This window comes from Nocardia huaxiensis (assembly GCF_013744875.1).
GTDB lineage: Bacteria > Actinomycetota > Actinomycetes > Mycobacteriales > Mycobacteriaceae > Nocardia > Nocardia huaxiensis.
Genome location: NZ_CP059399.1, coordinates 5,990,422 through 6,015,644, shown reverse-complemented (window position 1 = coordinate 6,015,644; position 25,223 = coordinate 5,990,422). Strand labels below are relative to the sequence as shown.

Sequence of the window (25,223 nt, the reverse complement as noted above, 5' to 3'; positions counted from 1 at the left end):
GGATGATGCGTCGTGAGCGAACTGCCCCGTCCACGCCGCACCCAGGAGCAGCGCCGGACAGCCACGGTGACCAAACTGGTCGACGCGACCATCGCCGCCATCAGCGAGGTCGGCTACCAGCGCACCACCGTGCAGGAGGTGTGCGGCCGCGCCGGCCTGTCCGCCGGCGCCATGTTCCGCCAGTTCGCCACCCGGCTCGACCTGATCGTGCGCACCGCCGCCGACATCTTCGCCCGCCAGCTCGACGCCTACCGCGCCGCCATGGAACACCTTGGCGCCCAGGACAATCCGATGGACACCGCGCTGCGCTTCCTGCGTCAGGCCCAGCAGTCCAACCTCACCCACGCCCTGCGCGAAATCTTCCTCGCCGCCCGCTCCGACGCCGAACTGCGCGACCGCCTGACCCCCATCGCCGAGAACTACTACGCCGAGATCGTCGCCACCCTCGACCGCACCGGCCTGCTCGACGCCTTCCCCGCCCACATCCGCGAGCCCGTCTTCTTCATGATGCTGCACCTGTTCTCCGGCGAAGCCGTGGTCCGCGGCGTCTACAAACGCCCCGACCTCGACGTCGCCATGCTCGACATGGTCGAGGACATGCTCGCCGTCTACGCCGCGCACACGGCCGCATCGGCGGTGCCGCGACCGGAGTGAGCCCCGGCCTGCACATATGCTTGCTGCGGTGACCGCAGTACGTTCCGAACCCGTCAATGGCTCGGCCTGGGCGCCCTTCGCGTCCAAGGTCTATCGCGCCCTGTGGATCGCGCAGCTGGTGTCCAATCTCGGCACCTGGATGCAGACGGTGGGCGCGCAGTGGCTGCTGGTCGATGCGCCGAATGCGGCGCTGCTGGTGTCGCTGGTGCAGGTCGCGACCACATTGCCGGTCATGCTGCTGGTGATTCCGGCCGGGGTGCTGGCCGACCTGGTGGATCGGCGCAGGCTGTTGCTCGTGGCGCAGTCGGGGATGGCGCTGACCGCCACGGCGCTGGCGGTGATCACCGCGCTGGGGCACACCACGCCGGGCATTCTGCTGGGGTTGCTGTTCGTGCTGGGGTGCGGGTCGGCGCTGACCATGCCGAACTGGCAGGCCATTCAGCCGGAACTTGTTCCGCGTGAGCAGATTCCGGCTGCTGCGGCGCTGAACGGCCTGTCCGTCAACGGTGCTCGCGCGGTGGGGCCCGCCATTGCCGGTGTGCTGGTGTCGCTGGCCGGGCCCACCTTCGTATTCGCCTTGAACGCGGTGTCTTTCGCGGGCATCGTCGCGGTGCTGCTGTGGTGGCGGCGGCCGGTCAAGGAACAGGCGCTGCCGCACGAACGGCCGTTGGCGGCGCTGGCGGCCGGATTCCGGTTCGTGCGTTCGGGTCCCGCGATCCGGCGGGTCCTGCTGCGGGCGGTGCTGTTCATGGTTCCGGCGAGCGCGCTGTGGGCATTGCTGCCGGTGGTGGCGCGAGATCGGCTGGGGCTCGGCTCTTCCGGCTACGGACTGATGCTCGGGGCGCTGGGGCTGGGAGCGGTGGCCGGCGGGCTGTCGTTCGCGGCCTTGCGCGCGCGCTTCACCGCGACCCGCATGCTGCTGTTGTCGGCGCTGTTCTTCGGCGGCGCGACGCTGGTCTCGACGCTGGTGAGCAGTGTGCCACTGGTGCTCATCGCCCTGGTGATCGCCGGTGTGGGCTGGCCACTGGCCATGTCGACGCTGAATTCGACCATGCTGCTCATGCTTCCGGCCTGGGTGCGGGCACGCGGCATGTCGGTGTACACGCTGGTGTTCATGGGCGGGCAGGCCGTCGGCGCCCTCGTATGGGGTGCGGTGGCCAATGCGCTCGGTGTCTCCGACGCGCTGACGATCGCCGCGGCCCTGCTCGGCGTGTGCGCGCTCAGCACGCTGTGGTGGCCGGTCCGTCAGGATGCCACCGGATTCGATCTCACCCCCGCCGCGTTCTGGCCCGAACCCGTCCTGGTCTCCGAACCCGAGCCGGCCGACGGCCCGGTCCTGGTCCTGCGCCGCTACCGGGTCCCCGAGGAGGTGGTGGACAAATTCCTCACCGCCATGGCCCGCGTCGGCCGCTCGCGCCAGCGCACCGGCGCCATGGAGTGGCGCCTGTACCGCGATGTGGGAACGGCCGACCAGTACGTGGAAGCCTTCGTGGTCCGCTCCTGGGACGAGCACATGCGCCAGCACCTGGTCCGCCTCACCGCCCAGGACGAACTCAACGAACAGCAAGCCACCCAGTACACGATCGGCGACGACGAGATCACCCACCTGATCGCCGTCGAAGGGCCCGGACGATGATCACACCACCGGCGCCCACCACGCCGCCGCCGTCGTGCGACGCGCGCACGACGGCAAGCAGGGGGGATGTGATCGCCCTGGTGGCAGCCGCATTAGACTGGCCCGCATGCGCATGTTCCTGGATATCCTCCTGATCATCACCAGCGTCCTGCTGGTGCTGCTGGTGCTGCTGCATCGCGCCAAGGGCGGGGGTCTGTCCAGCCTTTTCGGTGGTGGCGTGCAGTCGAGCCTGTCGGGCTCCACCGTCGTCGAGAAGAACCTCGACCGCCTGACCATCTTCGTGGGTGCGATCTGGTTCATCTCGATCATCGGCATCGGCCTCGAGATCAAGTTCGCCTGATCTGAAACCGCGCTTACCTCGCCCGGGCGTCGTCACGACGCCCGGGCGACTTGTGCTGCGTGCGCGAGAAGCGCGGTCGGTGGACGAACACGGCCGACGGCAGGCATCATCGGTCCATGGCTGTCATGGAGTTGGTGGGGCCCAGCCTGACGGGGGTCTTGCAGCGCAATGGGTTCTGGATGGTCTGGAACACCGTATTGGCTTGGATCCCAGTGGGTCTCGCACTTTTGGTGTTCCGGACGGGGCAGGCGGGGGAGCGGCGGTTGCCGGGTTCGCCGATGTGGTGGGGCGGGGCGGTGCTGCTGCTGTTGTTCCTGCCGAACGCGCCCTATGTGGTCACCGACCTGGTGCATCTGCGCGATGACATCCGGCTCAATGGGGACGGTCCGGTGGTGACGACGGTGCTGCCGGTGTACGCGGGGTTCATCATTTCCGGATTCGTGGCGTACTACCTGGTGCTGGCCGAGTTCGGGCGGTTCCTGGAGCGGATCGGGCTGGGAGCGTGGCGTCCCGTGGCCACGGTGACGGTCCATTTCCTGTGCGCCATCGGGGTTTTCCTGGGCCGCTGGGTGCGGCTCAACAGCTGGGAGCCGGTGGTCGAGCCGCGCGGCACGCTCGAACGCATGGTGCTGGCGCTGACCTGGGAGTGGGCGCCGATCCTCATTGCCGCCGTCTTCCTGGCAACGGCCCTGGGGCACTTCGTGACTCGCGCGGTCGTCGAGGCGGGAGTGGAAAGCGCCCGCCGGGGCGCCCGGCTGGTGCGCAACCTACGTGTCGCACCGCCGAGCGCCGATCAGGCGTAATCGCTACCGGATCAACCGAATTCGCTCATCCGGCGCCGAATGTTCAGGCCAGGCCGAGGCGTTCGGCCGCGAGCAGGCGCACGGCCTTCTTGTCGGGCTTGCCCAGGCCGGTGAGCGGCAGCTTGTCGATCACCAGGACATGCTTGGGCACCTGCACCGAACCCTTGCGCTGCTTGACGGCGGCCTGGATCTCCGCGGTCACCGCCTCGACCGCCGCGGGATCGCCGGCGGTGGCGGCGTCGAGGACGAGCACGGCGGTGACGGCCTCACCCCAGTGGGCGTCCGGCACGCCGACCACGGCGACCTCGAGCACCTTCGGGTGTTCGGAGACAACGTCTTCCACCTCGCGCGGGAAGACATTGAACCCGCCGGTCACAACCATGTCCTTGGAGCGCCCGACAATGAACAGGAAGCCGTCCTCGTCCTGGCGCGCCAGGTCGCCGGTGCGCAGCCAGCCGTTCTTGAACGTCTCGGCCGTCACCTCCGGCAGGTTCAGGTATCCACCCGCGAGCAGCGTTCCGGAGACACAGATTTCGCCGACCTCACCGGGGGCGACCACATTGTCCTCGGCGTCGAGCAATGCCACGCGCACGGCGGTGGACGGCCGCCCACAGGAGGTGAGCCGCTCCTTGTCGTGCTCGTCCTTGCCGAGGTAGGAGATCGCCATGGGCGCCTCGGACTGCCCGAAGTACTGCGCGAAGATCGGCCCGAACCGGTCGATGGCCTCCTGCAACCGATTCGGATCGATGGCCGATGCCCCGTAGTACACGGTCTCCAGCGACGACAGATCGCGGGTCTTCGAATCGGGATGGTCGAGCAGCGCGTACAGCATGGACGGCACCAGCATGGTGGCGGTGATCTTGTGCTCCTCGATGGCGCGCAGCACCTCACCGGCATCGAAGCGCGGCACCACCACGCACTGTCCGCCGAGCACCACCACCGGCAGGAAGAATGCCGCGCCCGCATGCGAGAGCGGTGTGCAGATCAGGAATTTGGGCCGCTTGGGCCACTCCCACTCCGAGAGCTGGATCTGCGTCATGGTGGACATGGCCAGCGCGGTGCCGATGACGCCCTTGGGCTTTCCGGTGGTGCCGCCGGTGTAGCTGATCGAGATGACATCGTCGGGCAGCAGGTCGGTGGCCTCGAGCGGCTGCGGCGTGAACGCCTCGGCCGCCGCGATCAGGTCGACGCCCACATCGGCCAACTCGTCCGGCACCGGCCCGAGGGTCAGCACCTTGGTCAGCGTCGGCACCCGGTCCACGAGTTCGCGGGCCCGCTGCACGAACGCCGGCACCGGATCCAGGATGAGCGTGGTGATCTCGGCGTCCGACAGCACATACGCGTGATCGTCCAGCCCGCCGATCGGATGCAGCGCGGTCCGCCGCTGTCCTCGGATCTGCCCGGCGGCAATGGTGAACAGCACCTCCGGCCGGTTGAGCGCCAGCACGCCGATCGGCGATCCGGTCGTCAGACCGTGCGCCGCGAACGCCTGGTCGTAGCGGCTGATGGCGTCGAGCACCTCGGCGCCGGTGAGGACGTGATCACCGAGGGTGAGCACCGGCGCCTTCTTGTGCCGGCGCAGTCCGGCGAGCAGGGCGTGGCCGTTGTGCACGGGCAGCCGCAGGCGGGTGTCGGGATCGATTGCAGTCATGGCACTTTCCACTCCGTGCGGTTGAATTCGGTTGTGGGGGACGGGCTCACAGGGTGTTCGCCGCGTAGAGGCTCACGACGACCGCGCCGCCGAGGCCCAGGTTGTGCGCCAGCGCCGTGCGCGCGCCCGGCACCTGCCGTTCGCCCGCGAGTCCGCGCAGCTGCCAGGACAATTCGGTGGCCTGCGCCAGCCCGGTGGCGCCCAGCGGGTGGCCCTTGGAGATCAGGCCGCCCGAGGGATTCACCACCCAGGTGCCGCCATAGGTGGTCGCGCCGGACTCCACCAGCGCACCGGATTCGCCCGCACCGCACAGGCCCAGCGCCTCGTAGGTGATGAGCTCGTTGATGGTGAAGCAGTCGTGCAGTTCGATCACATCGACGTCGGCGACGGTCAAACCCGCTGTGGCGAAGACCTTTCCGGCCGCCGCGCGAGTCATGGGCGCGCCCACCACGTCGATCATGGAGCCGGTGGAGAAGGAGGTGCCGTCGTCGGTGGCCAGCTCCTGCGCCAGGATCTCGATGGCCTGCGCCTCGAGCCCGTGCGCGCGCACGAACTCCTCGCTCACCACCACGGCCGCGGCCGCGCCATCGGACATGGGCGAGCACTGCGAGCGGGTGAGCGGCCCGTGCACCGGCTTGTCGGTGAGCACCTGCTCCAGGGTGTACGCATCCTGGAACTGCGCCAAGGGGTTTCGCGTGGAGTGCTCGTGGTTCTTGACCGCCACCGCCGCCAGCTGCGCTTCGGTGGTCCCGTAGCGCTTCATGTGCTCGATGGCCGCATTGCCGAAGAACTGTGTGGTGATGGGCGCATTGCCGAAGTCGTACTGCCCGCGCATGACGCCCAGGTGCGCGTCCACGGTGGTGGCCTTGGGCTTGGTGGCGGGCCCGGCCATGGCCTCCTTGGTCATCTGCTCGAAGCCGACCGCGAGGGCAACCTCGACCAGTCCGGCCGCGACCCACTCGCGGGCCAGCATGAGCGCGGTCGACCCGGTCGCACAGTTGTTGTTGACATTGACCACCGGAATCCCGGTCAGGCCGACGTCGTACAGGGCGCGCTGCCCGGCCGCGGACGGCTGGAACACATACCCGGCGGCGGCGCGCTGCACCTGGCTGTACTCGATTCCGGCATCGCCCAGCGCACCGCGGACGGCCTCACCGACCATCTCCGGATAGGTCCACTCGCGGGAGCCGATCTTGACGAACGGTGTCATATTGACGCCCACGATGAAAGCGCGGCGCATAGGTGGTACTCCTTCGTATTTCAGGGACAGGGTGGGTCAGTCGGCGCGCGGGATGCGGCCGTCGAGGTCGGTGAATCCGTACGCCTCGGCGAGATCGGCGACCTTCCAAGGCTTTCCGGTGCGTGAGCGGCGATCCGGGTCGGCGGCCAGGGCCACCACGGCGCGGCCGGGGAAGCGCGGGGACTCCGCGGTCGCCAGATCGAAGGTGCCCTCGCCGGGCAGCGTGACCAGGCGGCGGCCCTGCGCGTCGGCCGGAACCATTTGCAGCAGTTCGGTATCCACGATGCCGGGCCACAGCGACACCGCCGTGACGCCGGTGTCGGCGAGGTCGTGCGCGAAGTCGGCGGTGAGCCGGTCCAGAGCGGTCTTGCCCACGCCGTAGACGGCATTGTGCATGTACCGTTCGGCTCCGGGCGAGGACACATTGACGACCAGGCCGCCGGCGTCGATCAGCAGCGGCGCGGCGAAAACCGTTGCCACATAGTGTGATCGCACCCCGATATCGAAGGTCTCGTCCCACGCCTTCGGCGGCACGTCCCAGAACTTGCGGCCGAGCCAGCGCGCCGCGGCGGGGGAGTTGTACACATTGTTGACCAGCACATCGAGCCGTCCGTGCGCGTCGCGCACCTGCGTGAACAGCTTTTCCACGGCCGCGTCGTCGCGGTGATCGCACACCACCGGCACGCCGGTGCCGCCGAGCGCGTCGATCTCGGCGGCCGTGCCGGCCACGGTGCCCGGCAGCTGCCCGGCCGTGGTGGTGCGCCCGGTGACGTACACGGTGGCGCCGGCCGCGCCCAGTTCCAGGGCGATGCCCTTGCCGATGCCACGGCTCGCACCGGTCACCACCGCGACCCGTCCGGCCAGAATCTTGGGTATTTCGCTCACGACCTCTGGACATTACCGTGAAATAAGAACGTGTTCTAGAAATTGGAGGCGGTAGTGGAATCGACCCAGCGGATGGTGGCGCTCAACGGCATCCGGATGCATGTCACCGAACATGGTTCGGGCTATCCGGTGGTGTTCTGCCACGGGTTCCCGCACACCGGGTTCATGTGGCATCGCCAGGTCGCGGCCCTGGCCGCCGCCGGCTATCACGCCATCGCCCCGGACCTGCGCGGATACGGCCGCACCGAGGCGCCCGCCGAGGTGGAGGCGCACACCAACGAGGCCGTCATCGGCGACCTGCTGGCCCTGCTCGACGACATCGGCGCCGAGCGCGCGGTCTTCGTCGGCCTCGACTTCGGCGCGCAACTGGTGTGGGAGCTGTCGCTGCGCGCGCCCGAGCGGATCGCCGGCATCGCCGTCCTGAACAACCCGTTCTCGCCGCGCCCGCCCAAGGCCCCCTCCGCCTACTGGACCAAGGCCGCCGAACGCCACTTCCTGCACCTGTCGTACTTCCAGCAGCCGGGTGTGGCCGACGCCGAACTGGCGGCCGACCCGCGCGGCTTCCTCGCTCGCGTCTACTACTCGCTCAGCGCCGACTACCACTACCTCGACACCTGGAAGAACCCCCCGGGCCTGGGCTACCTCGACGTCCTCCCCGAAGCCCCGGCGCTGCCCTGGCCGTGGCTCAGCGAAGCCGAATTCGACACCCTCGCAACCGAGTTCGAACGCACCGGCTTCACTGGCGGCCTCAACTGGTACCGCAACCTGGACCGCAACTGGGAACTCACCGCCGCCTACGCCGACGCCAAGGTCGAGGTCCCCACCTTCTTCCTCTACGGCGAAAAAGACCCGGACATGGAGGGTTTCAGTGGCCGCGACCCGCTCGCCACCCTGCGCGCCAATGTCACCGACCTGCGCGCGGTCGTGGAGGTCCCCGGCGCGGGGCATCTCGTCCAGCTCGAGCGTCCCGAAGCCGTGAACGACTTCCTGCTCACCAGCCTGAAAAGCCTCGACCTGCACTGAGTGGTACCCGGCACGGTCGTGCCACGGCTGTTTTGCCTGCCGCCGTCGATACGGTGGCAGGCATCCTCGCGCCCCTCGGAGTCAGTTCGGGTGATCGGCCGCGCCCATAGGTTCGGTCTATGGCTGCTGCTCGAATCAGGGTTGACTCGGGGTGAATCCCGATGGCCGCGAGCCGATTTCGGCGGACCCTGGAGTCGGGATCGTCTCCACGGAAAGGACCCGCAATGACCGATCGCAGCGCCGACGAGGCCCTCATCCGTCAGCTGTTCGACCGCACCACCGACGCCTGGACCCGCAATGACGCCGACGCCTATGCCGCCGAATTCGCCGAGGACAGCGACTATGTCGTCTTCGACGGCACCCGCCTGCGCGGCCGCACTGCCATCCGCGACCTGCACGCCCAGCTCTTCGACACCCTCCTCTACGGCACCCGCCTGGAAGGCGGCATCGAATCCATCCGCTTCCTCACCGACGACATCGCCCTCGTCCACGCCACCGGTGCGGTGATCTTCGCCTGGCAGCAGGGCACCCCGAAACGCCGGCTCTCCCGCAACACCTGGGTCCTGCAGCGCTTCGGCTCCGACTGGAAAGCGGTCGCCTTCCACAACAATCGAGTACGCCCTGTCCCCACCAATAGCGGTTTCGTGAGAACGCTCGGCCGTTTCGTCCAATGGCGCACCCGCCGCGCAGCGGTCCACCGCCCCCACCCACGCCCTTCCCGGCCGGTTCTGGTCGGGCCTTGACGTCATCCTTCGGGCATGCCCTTCGACCGTACCGGCTCCCCGACGAGTACCTCGGCCTCCGCGATCAATTCACTCAGCACCGGTGACGCGGAGGCCATGGCGGCGCTATCCCGATGCGCCGCAAAGGCTTTCTCATCGGAGTAAAGCTCCGTCACCCAGAACAGATGCTGATCATCCGTGGACCGATTGAGTACGTAGAGCAGCGTCCCCGCCTCCTTCCGCGCCTGCTCGACCCTCGCCCCGCGAATCGCCGTCGACCGTCACCTCACATTCGACTGGTCCGCATCGTCGAACTACTGCAAGCACCGCACCGGCGAAATGGAGACACGATGACCTCGACCGAATCCCGGATCAGGGCGTTCCTGGAAGACCGCACCGACGCACAGCGCTCGAAAGACATAGACCGCCTGATGTCCTGCTACGCGCCCGACATCGTCTACTACGACGCCGTCGCCCCGCTGCGATTCACCGGCTACGACGAGGTGCGCCGCAATTTCATCCGCTGGTTCGACGGCTACACAGGCGAGATCAGCCTCGAAACCCACGACCTGACCATCGTCACCACCGAGGACGCGGCCTTCGCCAATATGCTCCACCTGGATTCCGGAAAACGCCGAGGCGGCATCGACCTACCGATCTGGGTCCGGGAGACAGTCTGCCTGCGCCGCACGGACGACACCTGGTCGATAACCCACGAGCACGTCTCGATTCCCATCAACCCGGCCAACTTCCAAGTCTGGTTCGCCTCCGACAAGAACTCACCAGCTCGCGGCGGCGGCAGCACAATCCTCGGCCTGGTCACCACCAGCCTGCTCACCCGCTTCGGCCTGCGATGAGGTAGCGCGGCTGGGAGATTGGGGTGATGCGGGCCCGGAAAACGAGATTCCAGGACGAGGCGACGGCCCCCGACTGACCAGCCTGAAGAGTCTGGACCTCGACGCCGCCGCGCCCTGACCATCGGATCCGGCCGGTCCACAGCGGAGTGGTGCGCGGCACGGTCGCGCTTCGATGGTTTCGCCTGCCGCCGTCGATACGGTGGCAGGCATGCCGATGAAGCATGCAGCTATCGTGCGGTTTCCGGGCGGTGCGAAGCCGTTGATCCTGCTGACCGCAGCGACCGGCGCCATGGACGCCCTCGTGTTCACCTGCCACGGGCAGGTTTTCGCGAGCGTCCTGACCGGCAATTTCGTCCTGCTGGGCGCGTCGGTCGTACTGCCCTGGCGGGAATTCTCGGGACCGGTGACGGTGATCGCCGGCTATCTGCTGGGCGTGCTTCTCGCCGCACGCCGATGTCGCGCCGAGGACACCCGGCGAATCCGCCGCATCGCGCAATGTCTCCTGGCGGAGGCGGCCTTGGTGGTGGTGCTGGCCGTGCTGGCCGGTGCGCTGGGCGACCACGTGACGCGCACGCTGGTGCTCACCCTGGCGTCCCTGGCGATGGGCGTCCAGTCGGCCACGGTCATGGCCGCCGATTCGAATTCGCCCACCACATATCTGACGAGTACGTTCACCCGATTCTTCAGCGATGCTGCCGTCAGCGGCACAGTCGACCCGTGGGCGGCGGCCCGCATCGCCGCGCTGGTGGCGGGCGCGGGTGCCGGTGTGGCGGTGGGTCTTTCGCTTCCGAACTGGGGTTTCGCCCTCCCCGCACTGCTCATCGTGGCCGCGAGCGTCTTCGTCGTGCGCACGACCGCAGGCCCGGTCAGCGAGGGTGATTAGCCGCGTACACGGCCCGCTCCCGCGCATGCTCCCGCATCCGCTGCGGGCTCTCCAGATCCGCGGGAAGCCCGTGCTGCACAAGCCGATGCGCCCGATTCAGATCCCGATAGGCCGAGCAGTAGAACAGCGCCAGAATCAGCGCGAGCAAGGTCATGGCCATCCGCAGCCACAGCTCACCCGGAAAGCTCATGAACCCGGCGAACAATGGCGTGAACGGCGCCATCCCCCGTACGAGATGCCGCGCGTAATTGTGCTTCCCGGTGAGATCCTCACGCACCCAATCGACCATCGAATCCGGCAGGCGCCGCCCACAGGCGTAACCGAGCCACTGCAGGGGATTGGGCCGCCGAGGAGTCTTCGATGTCATACCTCGACTCTCGCGCGCGCGAACGCATCCGGGTAGCAGGCTCCGCCCTGCGCATCCATAGACCCGCCCTATGGCTGGACCGGGCCGCCGCTGGTTGGTTCGCGGGCTGCGCTAGCGTCGTCAGGGCTGGGAAGTGTTGTGGCCCGGGGAAGTGGAGATGTGCGGATGATGGGCAGCGCTTGATGGATCGCGTGCATGGCGTCGGCGTGTTCTACCGGCAATTCTTCGATCTCCGTGATGACCATTTCGGGCGGATCTGCGCGGAGCACGAGTTTCAAGCGCTGACCGAGTCGACCAAGCCCGGGGCAGCTCATCGGCGGGGGATCTACCTGACGCCCGTCACGCGATGCGGTGACGAACTGCGTTTCCGGCTGCTCCGCTGCTCGACGAATCTCTCCGGGCCGACCGAGAACTTCCGGGCGACCGACACGAGCATTGTCGAGGCGCTGAATCGGGAGGCCGACAAGATCTTTCGGGGTCACGCGCCGCTCAATCATGTGCTTGCGCAGATCTATCACAACACTCCCGCCACCGCTGAGCGCAAGCAGTCCAAGGCCAAGATTTCGGCTCACGCCGACAAGACGAAGGATATGCCTGTCAATGGGATCATGGCCTTCTGCACCTTCTACGACGGGCTCGACAAGCTACGACCGCTGGCCGGGGACGCCTTCGATTACGGGGTGGGCAAGGTCAGCGGGCTCACCAGACTCCGCTTCCGGCTGAAGGATTCGGTCGAACCGCGTGACGGACTTCCTTCGCAGTTCAGTCTGACTCTCTATCCCGGTTCCGTTTTCCTCATGCCGTTGTCCACCAACCGGCTCTACACCCACGAGATCCGGCCGTCGATGCTGGACGCCGAATTACTGCCGACCCGGCTGGGATACGTGGTGCGCTGCTCGAAAACCGAAGCCGTGCACAAGAATGGCCAGACTTTCCTCGAAATGAACAGCGACCTGGTGAAACTGGAGCTGCCCACGCCGGAGGGAATGGACGAGCTGCGCAGGCTGTACGCCGAGGAGAACAGGAGTTCATCCTTCGTCGACTACGGCGACCGCTTCCGCTTCAGCATGAACACGGGAGATTATCTTGCTCCCCGACCCTAGGATCTCCGACGAGATCGTCTCGTACGCTGTGCCTTTCGAACAGGATCTCTTCGCTGAGCTCTCCGCGTCGGCGGTGTTGGAGCGCCTGGGCAAAGGCCGGACGGGCGCCACGCTCACCAAAGCCGATGAGGCGGGCCGCGTGCCTCTCGTCCGGACAACCACGCGATACAGCAGCCCTGCACAGCGATTCCGGCCGGTGCATGACCGTCTGGCGCAACAGATTCAGGCGCGAGCGGGATTGTCGGTCGGCTTCAACAACGCGCTCATCGAGAACTACACGAACGCCTACGCCACTATGGGCAGCCATTCCGACCAGGCCCTCGACCTGGCCGACGACTCGCACATCGCCGTCTTCTCCTGCTACCGGCGTCCCGTAGCCGTCCCGCCACGGAAGCTGATCGTCGAATCGAAGATCTCCGGCGAGATACTCGAGATTCCGCTGTCCCACAATAGTTTTGTCGTGTTCTCCATCGCGTCGAACCGGCGGCTCAAGCACAGGATCGTGCTGGACGCGTCCGCGAAAGCCGAGGAGAACGAATGGCTGGGCGTCACCTTCCGGACGTCGAAAACCTTCGTCCGCTACCGCGAGGGGCACGCGTACCTCCCACACGGCGCACCCCTCACAATGGCCGATGACGATCAGCGGCGCGAGTTCTACCAGCTCCGACGGCGCGAGAACACCGAAACGGACTTCGTCTACCCGCCGCTGACCTACACCATCAGCGAGAGCGATCTGCTGACACCGCCACCGATGGAGCGCATCGTCGAGGACTGACACCCGAACACGACCGCCCCCGGGGTATCCCCGGCGGGGACGGGTGTTGCGCCGGCTCGGTCACGAGTGGAGTTGGTCGCGGACGAATGCTGCCGCGTCGTCGCGATATCCGTAGACGAAGTAGGCGAAATGGCCGGGGCTCAAGGCATTTGCGAATCCAGCGGCAGGATCGCCGCCTTGGCAGACACGGTCGGCGGCAGCACAGTAGGAGCGTACGCGGTCGGTGAATTCGCCGAGTGCGCCGACGGGCAGCGCACCGGTGCCGGACAAAGCGGGGTCGTAGTTGCCGCGGTTGAAGGCGTCGGCGCCGTTGAACAGTGGGCTGCCGAACACTGCGATCGCTTCGATCTGTGCGCCCGCCTGCTCTGTCACAGCGGTCGGTGTGCGCAGCGTGTTGCCGATGACGCGGGCGCCCTGCGAGTAGCCGAGCAGGACCACCCGCTGGTTCGGGCATTCCGCGGCCGTGTTGTTGATCAACGCCGTCAGGTTCTCGACCCCCCGGACGGCGCTGTCCAGGGCCATCGAGGCGGGATACTCGAGTTCGGCGACAGTGGCGGTGCGACCGGATTCCTGAGCGATTCGACGGGCCAACGGGGTCAGCAGCAGGCTGCCGCTCTGCGGTTCGAGCGTGCCGCGAACGGTGACGATGTGGACCTCCGCGCAGTCGGCGGGGACGGTGGAGGACTCGGCGGACGCGACCGATACCCCCGGCAGTGTCAGCGCTGCAGTGACAACCGCCATGGAACACAACGGGATTCGAGATCGTTCGAGCATGCGCCCAATCTATTGCGCCCACCAGCCACCCCGCCAGACACTTCGAATGCATTTGGCACCCTCACAATCAACTACCGCGGACAGCTGCACGGCGCCGGCGGGGCTCCTGTCGTAGGGTCGGGCGATGGAGACCGATGTGTTGCGCCTCGAGGTCGATCGCCGGTTGGCGCCGTGGTTCAGTCACCTCGGTGGTGATCGGACGGCGTATACGAACCATGTGCTGCGGGTGATTCGGCTGTGTGATCTGCTGGGGGAGCGGGCGGGTCTCGATTTCGTGCCGAGCGATCGGGAGGAATTCTGTACGGCGGTGGCCTTTCATGATCTCGGGGTCTGGTCGGCGAATACCTTCGACTATTTGGCGCCGTCGGAGCAGCTCGCGGTCGACTGGCTTCGGGAGCATGCGCGGGAGGATCTGATCCCGCTGGTCACCACCATGATCGATGATCACCACAAACTCCGGCCCGCGGCGGATCCGGCCGACCCGGTGGAGCTGTTGCGGCGGGCCGATGCGATCGATGTGGAAATGGCCGTGCTCGGCCGATTCGGTGTGCGCCGCGGCGACTATCGGGCGCTCGTCGCGGAGTTCCCGGAGGCGGGATTCCACCTCCGCCTGCTCCAGTTCGGTGCGAAAAGGCTACGCACGCATCCACTCTCACCACTGCCGATGATCAAGTGGTGACGCGCGAACGTCCCGGCCCGGTGAGCGGCAGGCCGAGGCGCTCGCTTCGAGGGATGGATCAGGACAGGTTCTTCAGGAACGACACCGCATTGGCGCTGCCCGCCACGGCGACATCGAGCTTGCCGTCCCGGTCGAAATCGGCGATGACCGGTGTCTGCGGCTGAGAGGTGACGCCGAATTCACCGACCTTGGTGATCTTGCCGTCACCGGTCCCGGAGAACACGACCATGGTCGAGCTCAGCACGGCGGACATGGCGGCGTCGATGGTGCCGTCGCGGTTGAAGTCACCGACCGCGATGGAGGTCGGGCCGAGGCCGGACAGGTTGACCCGGTTGGTGGCCTTGAAACCGCCCTGGCCGTTGGAGATCAGCACTGTGGTGGAGAAGGAGAACGAGTCGGCGGTGACCACGTCGTCGATGCCGTCGCCGTCGAAGTCGGCGGCGCGCACATCCTCGGTGATCAGGCCGCTGGTGCTGGAGCCCTTGCGGCTGAAGCTGCCGTCGCCGTTGCCGGTGAAGATCTCGACCTGCTGCAGCAGGTCATTGTTGATGGCGATATCGAGTTTATTGTCGGAGTTGAACTTTCCGGTGGTGAAGGCGGCCGAGGTGCCGGCGATAATGGCGGTGGAACCGGATTTCAGGGTGCCGTCGCCATTGCCCAGCCACGATTTCACGCCGGTCGGAACCAGGCTCAGCACATCGGATTTCCCGTCGCCGTTCACATCGGTGACGATCACCTGCTGCTGCGCGCCTTCGAGGGTGGTGTATTTCTCGCCCACCTGGAAGGTGCCATTGCCATTGTTGAGGAAGACCACGATGGACAGCCAGGCCTGGGCCACCACATCGGTTTTGCCGTCACCGTTGAGGTCCCCCGCGCCGACCGCCCCGTAACCGTTGCCGACGGAACCGACGCGGCTGCCGGTGCCGAAGGTGCCGTCCCCCTTGCCCGCCATGAGAATCGGGCCATCGCCGCCGAAATCCGCGGCGACCAGATCGGTGATGCCGTCACCGGTGAAATCCGCGCCGACCATGCCGATCGGGGAGGGGCCTGGGCCCCACGATGGGAACGAACCCCCGGAGGGCGAATCGACTTTCGCGGCGAAATCGATGGTCCCCGCGGCCGACGCGAGCGCCGGCAGAGCGAGCACGGCGGCCGAGACGGCAGCGGTGAGGGTGAACAGTCGACGAGAGAACTGAAGGCGCATATGGGTGTTCCTGAGTTCGCGGTACTCCCACCAGTCGGTGGTGGCCACGGACTCTAAGACACCGCTGAACAGGAATGATTCACGTTCATCGCAATTCGGCCGATTGTCGGAAATCCAAGCGTCCGGCTCGTGCACTTTGCCGGATGTGAACCGAGCCCGACGCACATCGGCGGAGTGCGGTGAAAACGCCGGGCAGCAGTCAGTAATTCGCGTTCAGGTATTCCGCCGCGTGCGTCGTCCACAGCACATCCGTGCCGGGCATCGGATGCCCCGAGTATCGGACGTGCTCACCATCCGGCCACGGCGTGAGATATCCGAGCAACCCTTGCACCGCCGCCGCGTACCGATCGAAATTCGCCACCGGATCGTGGCGCAGGAATTCCAGCAGCTCGTGGAAGACCAGCGGTGTGAGGTTCCCGATCCGCGCCCCCTCGATGAACGAGAACGGTTCGATTCCGGCATCGATGAGCCGGAGCGGCGAATTCGCGGGGGACGAGGTGATGATGTCCTTCGGATTCGCGTATTCGAGCACCTCCATGCCGATCGGCCACTGCCCGCGCTGCCCGTGCAAACCGAATGTGGTTGGCGGGCAGAGATTTCCGACCGACTGCCCGGCCCGGCGCATCGGGTTGGCGATATTCACCGCGAAAGCGATCTCCAGCGGCGTGCCATTGGTGTTCCGGTAGATTCCGGCCCGCGCCCCCTCGAGGATCTTGCACCCGACGATTCCACCCAGCGAATAGGTCAGCAATCCGCACACATTCGGCGAATCCTGAATCGCTTTCACCCCGGCGGCGACCCCCACTCGGATCGAGGTCGCCATGGACGGCCCCCACACATCTGGATTCGGCCCGATCGAGGCCGGCCATTCCGGTTCGAAACACGAGAACTTCTCGGTATCGAGCAATTTGGCGACGTCGTGCAGCATTCCGGCCGGTGTTCCGTCGTAATTGCGCTGCTCCCCGGTCCCGCGCAAGGTAATGATGTCGATCATGATCGGCCCCTTCCGCGCCGACACTTTCGGCGCGTGAGCTCACGGTAGAAGTGGCGGGCCCGCCGAACGCGAGTAGTGCACTACCCGAGTTCAGCGTGCCCGCGACCCTCCCCATGGGGGTCCCCGGAGCCCCTGTCGCGATCGGTGAATTATGTTGCACCGAAACTGGTTTGGCATGCCGCTTTTCGGCTATTGCCCGAAGAGAGCGGTCTGTTCCGGCAGGCCGGGAAGGGCACGTGATGAGCAGCATGGACAGGATCAGGCATAGAGCGGAGAAGATCGCCGGACGCGCGCAAGAGGCGGTCGGCGCGGCGACCGGGAATCGCGGGACGGCGAATGCCGGGCGACGGCGTCAGTTCACCTCGGAGCTGAAAACGGCGGGGGAGCGGGTCAAGCGGGCATTGCGGCAGGGTCGCACCCGGCGGCAGGAGTACCGCCCGCGGCGGCAGGACTACTGATCATGTCGAAACGCAGGAGCAAGCGCGTGAGGGAGCCCGGGCCGGTCTTCGCGGTGTGGCCGGACCCGAGCCCGCTGAGCGCATGGTGGGAACGCGTCATGACGCACGGTGCGCCCGGTCCGGCCGCACGGGGCGGCCAGGACCGGAAGAACGCCCGATAGGAGTCAGCGGGGCAGATCGGCGGCGGCGCCCTCGTCGAGCAGCCAGGTGGTGGATTCGCTGCCGATGGCGCCCGCCGCGGGGATGTCCAGCGGCGACGCGCCGTTGAGCGCTGCGGCCACGGCCGCCGCCTTCGCCTCGCCCGAGACGATCAGCACGACGTGGCGGGACTTGCGCACGGCCGGCAGTGTCAGGGTGATGCGCACGGCCGGGGGCTTGGGCGAATTCGTTTCCGCCACCACGAGTTCGTGCTCTTCGCGGGTGGCCGCCGTGTGCGGGAACAACGAATTCACGTGCCCCTCACCGCCCATGCCGAGCAGGTGCAGATCGAACGCGCCGTGCTCGGCGAGATGCGCGTGCACGGTCGCCGAGTATTCGCCGGCCGCTTCCAGGGGATCCGGGTAATCGCCACTGGAGGTTTCGGTCGGATGCACCCGCGACGGGTCGACCGGAACATGATCCAGCAGCGCCTGCCGGGCCTGCAGCTCATTGCGTTCCGGATCCCCGGTCGGCACGAATCGCTCATCACCCCAGAAGACGTCGAGCTTGGACCAGTCGATGTCGCCCGGTGCCTGCCGCACCAGCTCGAGCAGCTTGATACCGGTTCCGCCGCCGGTCAGCACGACCGACGCGGAACCGCGCAACCGCTGCGCCTCCACGATCTCGGCGACGAACCGCGCCGCCGCCGCTTCGACCAATGCGTCCGCGCCGGAGAAGGTTTCGACGGCCGGCTTACTCATAGGTCACCCTTTCGATTCCGGTGAGCGCCTCGGCGTAGATGTCGTCGGCATCGAGATGCCGCAGCTCCTCGGCGAGGCAGTCGCGGGTTTCCCTGCGCGCCAAGGCAAACCGCTGATCGGGTTCGCCGGATCGGGTCAGCGTCGCCGTGCGCCCGAGCTGCGGGCGCGCGATGGAAATGGACACCGTCGAGCGAACCAGCTCCACCTTGAGCTCGCCGGTGCGCCGCACCACGGGGCAGTCCAGGCGCGCGGCCAGCCAGCCCGCCAGCATGTCGAGCGCGGGCTCGTCGTGCAGACCCGAAACCGTCACGGACTCGACGCCTTCGAACGGCGCTTCGTCGAGCGCCGCCGCGAGCAGGGCCCGCCAGTACGTGATCCGGCTCCACGCCAGATCGGTGTCGCCGGGCGCGTACGAGTTGCGCCGCTTCTTGATGGTCGCCTGCGGATCCGGCGCGAAGGTCGCGTCGGTGATGCGCCGCGTGGCCAGCTTGCCGACCGAATCCTTGGCCGGGAACTCCGGCGCGCCCCGCGGCCACCACGCCACCACGGGCGTATCGGGCAGCAGGAACGGAATGACCACGCTCGCCTCGTGCGCGACCAGGTCGCCCTGCAGGCGCAGCACTATCACCTCGGCCGCCCCGGCATCGCCGCCCACCCGGATCTGGGCGTCCAGCCGAGTGTCGGCTTTGCGGTCGCCGCGCGCGAGAACTATGACGCGGCAGGGGTGTTCGCGGCTGGCGTCATTGGCCGCGTCGATGGCGTCCTCGGCCTCGGAACTGTCCAGGGTGCACACCACCAGGGTGAGCACCCGCCCCATGGTCACCACGCCATTGGCCTCGCGCAGCTGCACCAGCCGCTTGGATACCTCGCGGGTATCCGTATCGGGCATATCGATGATCACGGCCGCCGCCATTCCCGCCCGCTGCGCGCGAGCATCTCGTCGGCGGATTCCGGACCCCAGGTGCCGGCCTCGTACGGGTCGGGTTTCCCGTTCGCGGCCCAGTGCTCGAGCGCGGGATCGAGGATGCGCCAGGACAATTCGACCTCCTCGTTGACCGGGAACAGCGACGGCACCCCGAGCAGCACATCCAGGATGAGCCGCTCGTAGGCCTCGGGGGAGTCCTCGGTGAAGGCTTCGCCGTAGCTGAAGTCCATGTTCACGTCGCGGACCTCCATGGACGACCCGGGTACCTTGGACCCGAATCGCATGGTGATGCCCTCATCCGGCTGCACGCGAATGACGAGCGCGTTCTGCCCGAGCTCCTCGGTCATGGTCTGATCGAACGGCAGGTGCGGCGCGCGTTTGAACACGACCGCGATCTCGGTGACCCTGCGCCCCAAGCGTTTCCCGGTGCGCAGATAGAACGGCACCCCGGCCCACCGCCGCGTCTCCACGGCGAGGGTGATGGCTGCGTAGGTCTCGGTCTTCGAATTCGGGTCGAAGCCCTCCTCCTGCAGCAGCCCCACCACGGGCTCACTGCCCTGCCAGCCCGCGGTGTACTGCCCGCGCGCCGTCGTCTCGTCCAGTGGCGCAACGAGTTTGGTCGCCGAGAGCACCTTGATCTTCTCGATCTGCAGCTGCTTGGGCTGGAAGCTCACCGGCTCCTCCATCGCCGTCAGCGCCAGCAGCTGGAGCAGATGGTTCTGGATGACGTCGCGCGCCGCGCCGATGCCGTCGTAATAGCCTGCGCGCCCGCCCAATCCGATGTCCTCGGCCATGGTGATCTGCACATGGTCGACGTAGTTGGCGTTCCAGATGGGATCCCAGAGCTGGTTGGCGAAGCGCAGCGCCAGAATGTTCTGCACCGTCTCTTTGCCGAGATAGTGATCGATGCGGAACACCGTGCGCTCCGGGAACACCCGATTGACAAGAGCATTGAGCTCCTGCGCGCTCTTCAGGTCGTGCCCGAAGGGCTTCTCGATCACCACGCGCCGCCACGGCGCGGGCTGGCCCGGTTCCGGATTCGGCTGTGCCAGACCATTACTGGAGAGCTGGTCCAGCACCACCGGGAACTCGGTCGGCGGGATCGCCAGGTAGAAGGCGATATTCCCGCCGGTGCCGCGATCGCGGTCCAGGTCCTTGAGGGTGGTGGCCAGCCGGTGGAAGCCGTCCTCGTCCTCGAAAGTGCCCTGGACGAAACGCAAGCCCTCCTTCAGCTGCTGCCACACCTCCTCCCGGAAGGGAGTACGAGCCGAGGAGCTGATCGACTCGTGCACGAGCTGAGCGAACTCGTCGTCGCTCATATCGCGCCGGGCGAACCCGACCAGCGCGAAGCCCGGGGGCAGCAGCCCCCGGTTCGCCAGGTCATAGATGGCCGGCAGCAACTTGCGCCGCGACAGGTCACCGGTCACCCCGAAAATCACCATGCTGCACGGGCCAGCGATGCGGGGAACTCGGCTGTCGCGTCCATCGCGAAGCGGATTGTTCCCCGTCGTGACCGTCGTCGCCGCGCCGGTTGCCACCGTCAGTTGCCTCCCGCCACCTGCAGCTGCTCGGTGGTGGCTATGAGCAGCTCTTCCCAGGACTGGACGAACTTCTGCACGCCCTCTTCCTCCAGCACCTGGAACACATTGGTCAGGTCGATACCGACGGCAGTCAGCGCGTCGAAGACCTCCTGGGCGGCCGCGGCCGTGCCGGTGATGGTGTCACCGGTGATCTCGGCGTGGTCGGCGACGGCTTCGAGGGTCTTCTCCGGCAGCGTGTTCACCGTGTTCGGCGCCACCAGCTCGGTGACGTACATGGTGTCCGGGTAATCCGGGTTCTTCACGCCGGTCGACGCCCACAGCGGCCGCTGCTTGTTCGCACCCGAGGACGACAGCCGCGCGTAGATGGAAGTGTGTGCGCCACCGTCGAATACATCCTGGTAGGCGGCGTAGGCCAAGCGCGCGTTGGCGATTCCGGCCTTGCCGCGCAGTGCGAGCGCCTCCGGCGTGCCGATGGCCTCCAGCCGCTTGTCGATCTCGGTGTCCACGCGCGAGACGAAGAACGAAGCGACGGAATGGATCTTGGCCACATCATGCCCGGCGGTCTTGGCGTTCAGCAGACCGTCCAGGTACGCGCCCATGACGGCGCGGTGCCGCTCCACCGAGAAGATCAGCGTCACGTTCACGCTGATGCCCTCGGCGATCACGCGGGTGATGGCGGGCAGCCCGGCCTCGGTCGCCGGAATCTTGATGAACAGATTCGGGCGGTCCACGATCTTCCACAGCTCGACGGCCTGGGCCACCGTGCCGTCCTCGTCGAAGGCCAGGCGCGGGTCGACCTCGATGGACACCCGGCCGTCGACGCCGCCGGACTCCTGGTAGACCTCGGCCAGAATGTCGCAGGCCGCGCGCACGTCATCGGTGGTGATGGTGCGAATGGCCGAATCCACGTCCGCGCCGCGCGCGGCGAGCTCGCGCACCTGCGCGTCGTAGTCGTGGCCCTTGGACAGCGCACCCTGGAAAATGGTCGGGTTGGTGGTGACACCGACGACATTGCGGGAATCGATCAGGCCCCGGAGGTTTCCGGACTTGATGCGCTCGCGCGAAAGATCGTCGAGCCACACCGAGACACCGGCGGCGCTCAGGGCCGCGGTGTTGGTGTTCTGAGTCATGAGGCTTATCCCTTCACCTTGTCGAGCGAACGGGTGGCGGCGGCGACAACGGCGTCAGCGGTGATGCCGAACTCGCGGAACAGGGTCTTGAAATCGGCCGAGGCACCGAAGTGCTCGATGGACACGATCTCGCCGGCGTCGCCGACGAATCGGTACCACGGCATGCCGATACCGGCCTCGACGGAGACCCGCGCCTTCACGGCAGGCGGCAGCACCTGGTCGCGGTAGGCCTGATCCTGCGCGTCGAACCACTCCACACACGGCATGGACACCACGCGGGTGCCGATGCCTTGCGCCTCCAGCGTAGTGCGGGCGTCCACGGCCAGCTGCAATTCCGAACCGGTGGCGATAATGATCACCTGCGGTGTGGCAGTGGAGGATTCGGCCAGGATGTAGCCGCCCTTGCGGACGCCCTCGTAGGAGGTGCCCGCCTGGATCGGCAGATCCTGACGGGTCAGGGCCAGCGCGGACGGGCCGTCCTGGTGCGGCGGCTCGGAGACCAGGAAGTGCGATTCGCGCTCGGCCGAGTCGCGCTCGAGGATGGTGCGCCAGGCGTAGGAGGTCTCGTTGGCGTCACCCGGACGGACCACGTTCAGGCCCGGGATGGCGCGCAGCGCGGCCAGATGCTCGATCGGCTGATGGGTCGGGCCGTCCTCGCCGAGGCCGATGGAGTCGTGCGTCCACACGTAGGTGACCGGGGTGCGCATGAGCGCGCCCAGGCGCACGGCCGGGCGCATGTAATCGGAGAACACCAGGAAGGTGCCGCCGTACGGACGCGTGGGACCGTGCAGCGCAATGCCGTTCAGGATCGAGCCCATGGCGTGCTCACGCACACCGAAGTGCAGGGTGCGGCCGTACGGGTTGGCCTTCCAGTGCGCGGTGGAGATCTCCTCCGGGCCGAAGGACGGCTGGTTCGGCATGGTGGTGTTGTTGGATTCCGCGAGGTCGGCCGAACCGCCCCACAGTTCCGGCAGCACCGGCGCGAGCGCGGCCAGCACCGCGCCGGACGCCTTGCGGGTCGCCATGCCCTTCGGGTCGGCATCCCAGGTCGGCAGCGACTCGGCCCAGCCGGCGGGCAGGCGGCGCTCCTGCAGGCGATCGAACAGCGCCTTGTTCTCCGGGTTGGCCGCGGCCCACGCGTCGTACTGCTGCTGCCACGCCTTGCGGGCGTCGCGGCCACGATCGGCGGCCTGACGGCGGGTGTGCGCGATGACCTCGTCGGCGACCTCGAAGTTCTTCTCCGGGTCGAAGCCCAGGATCTTCTTGGTGGCCGCGACCTCGTCCGCGCCCAGGGCCGCGCCGTGCGACGCGCCGGTGTTCATCTTGTTCGGGGCCGGGAAGCCGATGATGGTGCGCAGGATGACGATCGACGGCTTGTCGGTGACGGCCTGCGCCTCGGCGACGGCGGCCTCGATGGCGGTGACGTTCTCGCCGCCCTCGACGGTGACGACATGCCAGTCGTAGGCGCGGTAGCGAGCCGCCACATCCTCGGTGAAGGCGATGCGGGTGTCGTCCTCGATGGAGATGCGGTTGTCGTCGTAGAAGACGATCAGGTTGCCCAGCTGCTGGGTGCCGGCGAGCGAGGACGCCTCGGAGGTGACGCCCTCTTCCAGGTCGCCGTCGGAGGCGATCACGTAGACGAAGTGGTCGAACGGCGACTCACCCTGTGCCGCAGCCGGATCGAACAGGCCGCGCTCGCGCCGCGCCGCCATCGCCATGCCGACCGCCGACGCCAGACCCTGACCCAGCGGGCCGGTGGTGATCTCGACGCCGTCGGTGTGGCGGTACTCGGGGTGACCCGGGGTCAGCGAACCCCACTTGCGCAGATTGACCAGATCGTCGAGTTCCAGGCCGATACCCGCCAGGTACAGCTGGATGTACTGGGTGAGGCTGGAGTGGCCGCACGACAGCACGAAGCGGTCGCGGCCGACCCAGTGCGGATCGCTCGGATCGAATCGCATGACGCGCTGGTAGAGGGTGTAGGCCAAGGGCGCCAAGCTCATTGCGGTACCCGGGTGACCGTTGCCGGCGTTCTGCACGGCATCGGCGGCCAGGACACGGACCGTGTCGACGGCTCTGGTGTCCAATTCGGTCCAGTCGGCGGGGTGGTTCGGCTGAGTGAGCGCGCGGATGTCGTCTGTGACTGACACGACCGAGGTTCTCCTGACCTTGTCGACAATGCGGTTGTGAGGCGGCGGGGTGTTCGCTGCGATGGATCGCCGGTGCGACGGGCACACCGATGTACCGACCACCCTAAAGGTCGCTCGATCGCGGCTGGAACGGAACCCGCGTTCACCGGCCCACGTGTCGCTGCTCGTGACCGTGTACGGACCTGTTCGTGACAGTCCGGATGCCCCCGGCACGAGCCCGTAACACGATGCGCGGGTGCGCCCGTCGCGACGCGACCGGCGTATCCAACCCGGACCTGGACGAGAGCACGGTCGAACGGGGTCTACCATTCTCTGTAGTAGTGGCCGCGCCGCACTGGGTTCTGTCTCCGAATCGAGCAGAGCTGAAAGCTCTTCTACGAGCGGAAAGAGCGCGCTGCTAGATCCTGGGACCGAACGAACTGCACGGCGTGCGAGGAGAAACAGTGCGGATTGGGCAACAACCCGGCGGGGCTCACGGCTCCACCGGAACGGTGCTGGCCGACCGCGTGACGGGCAACGGCGTGCTGTCGACGGCGGCGCGGCGAGTACTCGCCTACATCGCGCTCACCAAACCCCGCGTCATCGAGCTCTTGCTCGTCGCGACCATCCCCACCATGCTGCTGGCCGACCGCGGCCACGTCGACATCCGCCTCATCCTGGCCACCCTCTTCGGTGGCTGGATGGGCGCGGCGAGCGCGAACACACTCAACTGTGTCGCCGACGCCGACATCGACAAGGTGATGAAGCGAACCTCCAAGCGGCCCTTGGCCCGCGAGGCGGTGCCGACCCGCAATGCCTTCGTCTTCGGCGTGGCGCTGGGCGTGGCGTCCTTCGCGTGGCTGTGGTGGCAGGCGAATCTGCTCAGCGGCGCGCTGGTCGTGGCGACCATCCTCTTCTATGTCTTCGTCTACACCCTCGGGTTGAAGCGCCGCACCTCCCAGAACGTGGTGTGGGGCGGCGCGGCGGGCTGCATGCCGGTGCTGGTCGGCTGGTCCGCGGTGACCGGCACCATCGGCTGGCCGTCGATCGTGCTGTTCCTGGTCATCTTCTTCTGGACGCCGCCGCACACCTGGGCGCTGGCCATGCGCTACAAGGAGGACTACCGCGCCGCGGGCGTCCCCATGCTGCCCGTGGTCGCCACCGAGCAGGCGGTCACCAAGCAGATCGTCATCTACACCTGGCTCACGGTCCTGGCGACCTTCGCCCTGGTCCCCGCCTCCGGTGTCATCTACGCCGCCACCGCCCTGGTGGCAGGCGCCTGGTTCCTGCTGATGGCGCACCAGCTGTATTCCGGTGTGCGCCGCGGCGAATCGGTGAAACCCCTGCGCCTGTTCCTGCAGTCCAACAACTACCTCGCCGTGGTCTTCTGCGGCCTGGCCGTCGACTCCGTCCTCGGCTGGGACACCATCGGCCACACCCTCTTCGGCTGGGCCTGACCCCTTTTCCGACCATGAACCGCCGCCGAGCCGCGAATGGCTCAGCGGCGGTTCGTCATTCACCGACCTCCGGATATGCCATGATGGCGCCGTG

General features: G+C 67.2%; 27 protein-coding genes. 14 read left to right on the top strand and 13 right to left on the bottom strand.

All coding sequences use genetic code 11. The annotated features are described in order from the left end of the window. Window positions 1-12: 12 nt before the first annotated feature. The 4 genes from H0264_RS27260 (at window position 13) to H0264_RS27245 (ending at window position 3,433) form a co-directional block, all read left to right on the top strand. Window positions 13-654, top strand: a complete 642-nt coding sequence (locus H0264_RS27260; protein WP_181580201.1) for a TetR/AcrR family transcriptional regulator — start codon at window positions 13-15, stop codon at window positions 652-654. A 16-nt stretch (window positions 655-670) separates the two neighbouring features. Beyond that, window positions 671-2,290, top strand: coding sequence for an MFS transporter (locus H0264_RS27255; RefSeq protein ID WP_181580200.1), 1,620 nt, complete (start codon window positions 671-673; stop codon window positions 2,288-2,290). Window positions 2,291-2,396: 106 nt separating this feature from the next. Continuing rightward, window positions 2,397-2,630, top strand: a complete 234-nt coding sequence (gene secG, locus H0264_RS27250; RefSeq protein ID WP_181580199.1) for a preprotein translocase subunit SecG — start codon at window positions 2,397-2,399, stop codon at window positions 2,628-2,630. Between the two features lie 116 nt (window positions 2,631-2,746). Next, window positions 2,747-3,433, top strand: coding sequence for a DUF1361 domain-containing protein (locus H0264_RS27245; RefSeq protein ID WP_181580198.1), 687 nt, complete (start codon window positions 2,747-2,749; stop codon window positions 3,431-3,433). Window positions 3,434-3,476: 43 nt separating this feature from the next. Here the strand turns inward: H0264_RS27245 and fadD8 are convergent, their stop codons facing one another. From fadD8 to H0264_RS27230, 3 genes are read right to left on the bottom strand one after another with little or no spacing between them, the layout of a single operon-like run. Then, window positions 3,477-5,084, bottom strand: coding sequence for a fatty-acid--CoA ligase FadD8 (gene fadD8 / locus H0264_RS27240; protein ID WP_181580197.1), 1,608 nt, complete (start codon window positions 5,082-5,084; stop codon window positions 3,477-3,479). A gap of 46 nt (window positions 5,085-5,130) precedes the next feature. Beyond that, a complete protein-coding gene (locus tag H0264_RS27235; RefSeq protein ID WP_181580196.1) occupies window positions 5,131-6,324 on the bottom strand; it encodes a thiolase C-terminal domain-containing protein in 1,194 nt (397 codons plus the stop codon). Between the two features lie 36 nt (window positions 6,325-6,360). Continuing rightward, window positions 6,361-7,209, bottom strand: a complete 849-nt coding sequence (locus tag H0264_RS27230) for an SDR family NAD(P)-dependent oxidoreductase (RefSeq protein ID WP_181580195.1) — start codon at window positions 7,207-7,209, stop codon at window positions 6,361-6,363. 72 nt (window positions 7,210-7,281) lie between these two features. Between H0264_RS27230 and H0264_RS27225 the strand changes: the two genes are divergently transcribed. Together H0264_RS27225 and H0264_RS27220 are read left to right on the top strand one after the other, a co-directional pair. Continuing rightward, entirely contained in the window at window positions 7,282-8,232 is a 951-nt protein-coding gene (locus H0264_RS27225; RefSeq protein WP_181585856.1) for an alpha/beta fold hydrolase, read from the top strand. Window positions 8,233-8,456: 224 nt separating this feature from the next. After that, window positions 8,457-8,975 carry an SgcJ/EcaC family oxidoreductase gene (locus tag H0264_RS27220; protein ID WP_181580194.1) on the top strand — a complete coding sequence of 173 codons (519 nt, stop codon included), beginning with the start codon at window positions 8,457-8,459 and terminating at the stop codon, window positions 8,973-8,975. 2 nt (window positions 8,976-8,977) lie between these two features. Here the strand turns inward: H0264_RS27220 and H0264_RS39375 are convergent, their stop codons facing one another. Further along, window positions 8,978-9,223: a putative quinol monooxygenase gene (locus tag H0264_RS39375; protein ID WP_181585855.1), complete on the bottom strand. Its 246-nt coding sequence runs from the start codon at window positions 9,221-9,223 to the stop codon at window positions 8,978-8,980. A gap of 81 nt (window positions 9,224-9,304) precedes the next feature. Here H0264_RS39375 and H0264_RS27210 point away from each other — a divergent pair, with 81 nt between their 5' ends. Further along, window positions 9,305-9,811 carry a YybH family protein gene (locus H0264_RS27210; protein ID WP_181580193.1) on the top strand — a complete coding sequence of 169 codons (507 nt, stop codon included), beginning with the start codon at window positions 9,305-9,307 and terminating at the stop codon, window positions 9,809-9,811. Window positions 9,812-10,019: 208 nt separating this feature from the next. Further along, window positions 10,020-10,694, top strand: a complete 675-nt coding sequence (locus tag H0264_RS27205; protein WP_181580192.1) for a YoaK family protein — start codon at window positions 10,020-10,022, stop codon at window positions 10,692-10,694. On the opposite strand, the gene H0264_RS27200 is transcribed toward H0264_RS27205, so the two are convergent. Continuing rightward, complete coding sequence (locus H0264_RS27200; protein WP_181580191.1) at window positions 10,678-11,061, bottom strand: DUF5313 family protein; 384 nt, start codon at window positions 11,059-11,061, stop codon at window positions 10,678-10,680. The two genes, H0264_RS27205 and H0264_RS27200, sit on opposite strands and share 17 nt — an antisense overlap. Window positions 11,062-11,240: 179 nt before the next feature. Between H0264_RS27200 and H0264_RS27195 the strand changes: the two genes are divergently transcribed. Then, window positions 11,241-12,164 (top strand): hypothetical protein, encoded by a 924-nt coding sequence (locus tag H0264_RS27195; protein WP_220139850.1) that lies wholly within the window; start codon window positions 11,241-11,243, stop codon window positions 12,162-12,164. 28 nt (window positions 12,165-12,192) lie between these two features. After that, the gene (locus H0264_RS27190) at window positions 12,193-12,939 is read left to right on the top strand and encodes an alpha-ketoglutarate-dependent dioxygenase AlkB (protein ID WP_244975956.1); all 747 of its coding nucleotides are present in this window, start codon (window positions 12,193-12,195) and stop codon (window positions 12,937-12,939) included. 60 nt (window positions 12,940-12,999) lie between these two features. On the opposite strand, the gene H0264_RS27185 is transcribed toward H0264_RS27190, so the two are convergent. After that, window positions 13,000-13,680 (bottom strand): cutinase family protein, encoded by a 681-nt coding sequence (locus H0264_RS27185; protein ID WP_181580189.1) that lies wholly within the window; start codon window positions 13,678-13,680, stop codon window positions 13,000-13,002. Between the two features lie 157 nt (window positions 13,681-13,837). On the opposite strand from H0264_RS27185, the gene H0264_RS27180 reads away from it, so the two are divergent. Next, window positions 13,838-14,392 (top strand): HD domain-containing protein, encoded by a 555-nt coding sequence (locus H0264_RS27180; protein WP_181580188.1) that lies wholly within the window; start codon window positions 13,838-13,840, stop codon window positions 14,390-14,392. A 58-nt stretch (window positions 14,393-14,450) separates the two neighbouring features. On the opposite strand, the gene H0264_RS27175 is transcribed toward H0264_RS27180, so the two are convergent. Together H0264_RS27175 and H0264_RS27170 are read right to left on the bottom strand one after the other, a co-directional pair. Then, window positions 14,451-15,644: an FG-GAP repeat domain-containing protein gene (locus H0264_RS27175; protein WP_181580187.1), complete on the bottom strand. Its 1,194-nt coding sequence runs from the start codon at window positions 15,642-15,644 to the stop codon at window positions 14,451-14,453. 151 nt (window positions 15,645-15,795) lie between these two features. Beyond that, window positions 15,796-16,590, bottom strand: a complete 795-nt coding sequence (locus H0264_RS27170) for a hypothetical protein (protein ID WP_181580186.1) — start codon at window positions 16,588-16,590, stop codon at window positions 15,796-15,798. A 248-nt stretch (window positions 16,591-16,838) separates the two neighbouring features. Here H0264_RS27170 and H0264_RS27165 point away from each other — a divergent pair, with 248 nt between their 5' ends. After that, the gene (locus H0264_RS27165) at window positions 16,839-17,048 is read left to right on the top strand and encodes a CsbD family protein (RefSeq protein WP_181580185.1); all 210 of its coding nucleotides are present in this window, start codon (window positions 16,839-16,841) and stop codon (window positions 17,046-17,048) included. 26 nt (window positions 17,049-17,074) lie between these two features. Then, entirely contained in the window at window positions 17,075-17,209 is a 135-nt protein-coding gene (locus H0264_RS39080) for a hypothetical protein (protein WP_276313979.1), read from the top strand. Between the two features lie 3 nt (window positions 17,210-17,212). Here the strand turns inward: H0264_RS39080 and pgl are convergent, their stop codons facing one another. Genes pgl through tkt form a run of 5 tightly spaced genes read right to left on the bottom strand, consistent with a single transcriptional unit; the run spans window position 17,213 to window position 23,693 of the window. Further along, window positions 17,213-17,947: a 6-phosphogluconolactonase gene (pgl, locus tag H0264_RS27160; protein ID WP_181580184.1), complete on the bottom strand. Its 735-nt coding sequence runs from the start codon at window positions 17,945-17,947 to the stop codon at window positions 17,213-17,215. Then, the gene (gene opcA / locus H0264_RS27155) at window positions 17,940-18,848 is read right to left on the bottom strand and encodes a glucose-6-phosphate dehydrogenase assembly protein OpcA (protein WP_181580183.1); all 909 of its coding nucleotides are present in this window, start codon (window positions 18,846-18,848) and stop codon (window positions 17,940-17,942) included. The genes pgl and opcA overlap by 8 nt, the downstream gene beginning before the upstream one ends. Further along, complete coding sequence (gene zwf, locus H0264_RS27150) at window positions 18,845-20,410, bottom strand: glucose-6-phosphate dehydrogenase (protein ID WP_181580182.1); 1,566 nt, start codon at window positions 20,408-20,410, stop codon at window positions 18,845-18,847. Before zwf ends, opcA begins: the two co-directional genes overlap by 4 nt. Before the next feature lie 2 nt (window positions 20,411-20,412). Then, window positions 20,413-21,543 (bottom strand): transaldolase, encoded by a 1,131-nt coding sequence (gene tal, locus H0264_RS27145; protein ID WP_181580181.1) that lies wholly within the window; start codon window positions 21,541-21,543, stop codon window positions 20,413-20,415. A 5-nt stretch (window positions 21,544-21,548) separates the two neighbouring features. After that, window positions 21,549-23,693 carry a transketolase gene (gene tkt, locus H0264_RS27140; protein ID WP_181580180.1) on the bottom strand — a complete coding sequence of 715 codons (2,145 nt, stop codon included), beginning with the start codon at window positions 23,691-23,693 and terminating at the stop codon, window positions 21,549-21,551. Between the two features lie 443 nt (window positions 23,694-24,136). Here tkt and H0264_RS27135 point away from each other — a divergent pair, with 443 nt between their 5' ends. Next, entirely contained in the window at window positions 24,137-25,129 is a 993-nt protein-coding gene (locus H0264_RS27135; protein WP_181580179.1) for a heme o synthase, read from the top strand. The last annotated feature ends 94 nt before the right edge of the window (window positions 25,130-25,223 follow it).

Bases quoted from the DNA above. Each gene is read 5' to 3' on its own strand.
- H0264_RS27255 (WP_181580200.1), top strand. From the start codon at position 671: ATGCTTGCTGCGGTGACCGCAGTACGTTCCGAACCCGTCAATGGCTCG.
- secG (WP_181580199.1), top strand. From the start codon at position 2,397: ATGCGCATGTTCCTGGATATCCTCCTGATCATCACCAGCGTCCTGCTG.
- H0264_RS27245 (WP_181580198.1), top strand. From the start codon at position 2,747: ATGGCTGTCATGGAGTTGGTGGGGCCCAGCCTGACGGGGGTCTTGCAG.
- fadD8 (WP_181580197.1), bottom strand. From the start codon at position 5,084: ATGACTGCAATCGATCCCGACACCCGCCTGCGGCTGCCCGTGCACAAC.
- H0264_RS27235 (WP_181580196.1), bottom strand. From the start codon at position 6,324: ATGCGCCGCGCTTTCATCGTGGGCGTCAATATGACACCGTTCGTCAAG.
- H0264_RS27225 (WP_181585856.1), top strand. From the start codon at position 7,282: ATGGTGGCGCTCAACGGCATCCGGATGCATGTCACCGAACATGGTTCG.
- H0264_RS27220 (WP_181580194.1), top strand. From the start codon at position 8,457: ATGACCGATCGCAGCGCCGACGAGGCCCTCATCCGTCAGCTGTTCGAC.
- H0264_RS27210 (WP_181580193.1), top strand. From the start codon at position 9,305: ATGACCTCGACCGAATCCCGGATCAGGGCGTTCCTGGAAGACCGCACC.
- H0264_RS27205 (WP_181580192.1), top strand. From the start codon at position 10,020: ATGCCGATGAAGCATGCAGCTATCGTGCGGTTTCCGGGCGGTGCGAAG.
- H0264_RS27200 (WP_181580191.1), bottom strand. From the start codon at position 11,061: ATGACATCGAAGACTCCTCGGCGGCCCAATCCCCTGCAGTGGCTCGGT.
- H0264_RS27185 (WP_181580189.1), bottom strand. From the start codon at position 13,680: ATGGCGGTTGTCACTGCAGCGCTGACACTGCCGGGGGTATCGGTCGCG.
- H0264_RS27180 (WP_181580188.1), top strand. From the start codon at position 13,838: ATGGAGACCGATGTGTTGCGCCTCGAGGTCGATCGCCGGTTGGCGCCG.
- H0264_RS27170 (WP_181580186.1), bottom strand. From the start codon at position 16,590: ATGATCGACATCATTACCTTGCGCGGGACCGGGGAGCAGCGCAATTAC.
- H0264_RS27165 (WP_181580185.1), top strand. From the start codon at position 16,839: ATGGACAGGATCAGGCATAGAGCGGAGAAGATCGCCGGACGCGCGCAA.
- pgl (WP_181580184.1), bottom strand. From the start codon at position 17,947: ATGAGTAAGCCGGCCGTCGAAACCTTCTCCGGCGCGGACGCATTGGTC.
- tal (WP_181580181.1), bottom strand. From the start codon at position 21,543: ATGACTCAGAACACCAACACCGCGGCCCTGAGCGCCGCCGGTGTCTCG.